The 2,856-nt window shown below is 62.3% G+C and carries 3 protein-coding genes; all 3 read left to right on the forward strand.

Features of this window, described 5'->3' with window-relative positions; genetic code table 11:
* Positions 1-832: TonB-dependent receptor domain-containing protein (locus A3754_RS23610; RefSeq protein ID WP_156497184.1), on the forward strand; the 832-nt coding region annotated here is incomplete at its 5' end.
* Complete coding sequence (locus A3754_RS23615; protein WP_063521509.1) at positions 832-1,419, forward strand: cob(I)yrinic acid a,c-diamide adenosyltransferase; 588 nt, start codon at positions 832-834, stop codon at positions 1,417-1,419. The genes A3754_RS23610 and A3754_RS23615, both read left to right, overlap by 1 nt.
* A 156-nt stretch (positions 1,420-1,575) precedes the next feature.
* Positions 1,576-2,856: ATP-binding protein (locus tag A3754_RS23620; RefSeq protein WP_063521510.1), on the forward strand; the 1,281-nt coding region annotated here is incomplete at its 3' end.

Here is a 2,856-nt window from a genome sequence, read left to right on the forward strand (position 1 = left end):
ACGCGCCTGGTATCTGCACAACCTGGTCAGCCTGACCCCGAAACTGTCTGTCAGCGCCGGCGCCCGCCAGCTGGAAAGCACGCTCAGTGGAGAAGGCGCCGACAAAGAGCAGGACGGCGAAATGTACGAGGGCGGCATCCGCTACACCTTCACCGGCAACCTGGCGCTGTTTGCCGGGGCGCAGCGCAGCGTACGCATCGCCAATGTGGATGAACTGTCCCCGTTCAACCCGCCCATCGACCCGCAAACCGGCCACAGCTATACCACCGGGGCCAGCTGGTCGCAGGGGCGCCAGCACTCCACGCTGACCTTCTGGCGCGCCGAGATTGATAACGAAATCGTTTACGACCCCATCGCTTTCGCCAATCGCAATCTGGACGACCGCACGGTACACAAAGGGGTCAGCATCAACTCCCGCTGGCGGCTGGACAAGGACATCACCTTCACTGCCAACGCCAGCGCCCAGCAAGCCCGTTTTGATGGCGGCCCTTTCAGCGGCAACGACGTGCCCCTGGTGCCCGAACACACCATGGAACTGATTGCCGACTGGCAGGCGCTCACCTGGCTGTCCGCCCAGATCAGCCACCGCTACGTGGGCGATCGTCATTACGACGGTGACGTGGACAATGAGTACCGCAAACTGGATCACTACCGCACCACCGACCTGCAACTGACGGCCCGCTATCGCAAACTCTATCTCAAAGCCGGTGTCTACAACCTGGAAGACAACGTGAATGCGGACTACGGTAACTACAACCCGGGCAGCAGCAACGCGGTACTCTACCCGTTGCCGGAACGCCATTACCGGGTCGCACTGGGCATGGAGCTGTAATGAGTGATACCAACGGAACCGGAAACCACGACAAGACCCGCATCAACCGGGTCATCACTCGCACCGGGGATGCCGGCGAAACCGGCCTGGCAGACGGTTCACGGGTGAGCAAGTTTCACCCACGCATCGTGGTACTGGGCGAACTGGACGAACTGAACAGTGCTCTGGGCGTACTGCGCGCCCGCCCGCTGGATACCGATCTGGACACGGTACTGGGCCAGGTCCAGCAGATGCTGTTCGACATCGGCGGCGAGCTGGCCATTCCCGGCCACCGCGTCATTGATGATCACGACCTGGTGGAAGTGGAATCCCAGGCCGACACCATCAACGCCGAACTGTCCCCGCTGAAAGAATTTGTGCTCCCCGGCGGCCACCCGGATGCCGCCTGGTGCCACCACTGCCGCACCGTGGCGCGGCGCCTGGAACGCCACGTTATCGCCCTGCATGACGCCGACGAAGACGCCGTCAACCCGGTGAGCCAGGCGTTGATCAACCGGCTTTCCGACCTGCTGTTCGTCATGGCCCGCCTGATCAACCTGCGCCACGAAGCTCCGGAAACCTTGTGGGTACCAAAGGCGGACCGGTAAATGAGTGCCGGACGCCCCATGCTCGACGCCTGACGTAAAAAACACGCGCCAACGGCCTCATGTCCTGCGTAGCCGCATTATGGAAAGATTGTGCAAACCAGCCCACCTCTAGCGCTCGCGCGCTACACTGACTGTCCTGACTGACGATGTAGCGCCATGGGCATTCGCAATAAACTGTTTCTGATCTTCCTGGGTACCTTCCTGGTCCTGATTGTGGCGGCCAGCGGGTTCTATTATCTGTCCTTCGTGCGCAGCCTGGACACCTATCTCGACGAGCGCCAGCAATCCCAGGTAGAACGGCTGGCCGATCACCTGGGCACTCTCTACCAACAGCAGGGATCCTGGCAGTTTCTGCGCGACGACCCTCGCCGACTGAAACGGCTCTACTGGCTGGCCGGTGATCGCGAGGAAGACAAGGACGACCGCGGCAACCACCGCCACTTGCAACTGCTCGATGCCCATAAACGCGTGCTGATCGGTCCACCTGCTCCGGCAAAATACCGCATCGATGTGCCCATTCAGGATGGCCGACACACGGTGGGCTACCTGACCTACCCGGACCAGGAAGCCATTCGTGACAAACTGGACCGCCGCTTCATTGGCCGCCAACTGCGCTTCGCCCTGTGGATGCTGAGCGTGGGCCTGGGGCTGTCTCTGCTGGTGTCCTGGCTGCTGGCCCGCCACCTGGTCGCGCCGATTCTGGCGCTTTCCCACCACACCCGGGAGCTACAGGAAGGCGACTACAGTTCACGCCTGGCCAGTAACCGCCGCGACGAACTCGGCACCCTCACCCGCCAGGTCGACCAGCTTGCCGAGCGGCTGGACCAGGGCCAGCAGGCACGCCAACGCTGGTTCTCGGATATCGCCCATGAACTGCGCACCCCGGTGGCGATCCTCCAGGGCGAACTGGAAGCCCTTTGCGATGGCATCCGCCCGCTGAATCAGGAAAACCTGAAAGGGCTGGAGAGTGAAGTGGCTCAGCTCACTCACCTGATCAACGACCTGCATGACCTGGCGCTGGCTGACGGCGGAAACCTGCGCTACCAGTTCCGTCAGGAAGATCTGAGCAGCCTTATCGAGGACGTGCTCGACAGCTACCGGGGCGCTTTTGCGCAACGCGAGATAACCTGCCGCACGACTTTGCCCGATCAGGCCCTGCTCCAGCAGGACCCGGTACGCCTGCGCCAGCTACTGGATAACCTGTTTCAGAACAGCCTCAAGTACACCGCCGACGGCGGCGAGCTGGCCGTTTCCTTGACCCGGCAAAAAGATGACACCTGGTTACTGACGGTGGATGACAGCGCCCCCGGCGTCCCCGACGACGCCCTGCCCAAACTGTTTGATCACCTGTATCGGGTGGAAAGCTCCCGTAACCGCCGCACCGGGGGAGCCGGGCTGGGGCTCGCTATTTGCCAGCGCATTGTCGAAGCCCACGGC

The sequence above is a fragment of the Alcanivorax sp. HI0083 genome, from assembly GCF_001635175.1.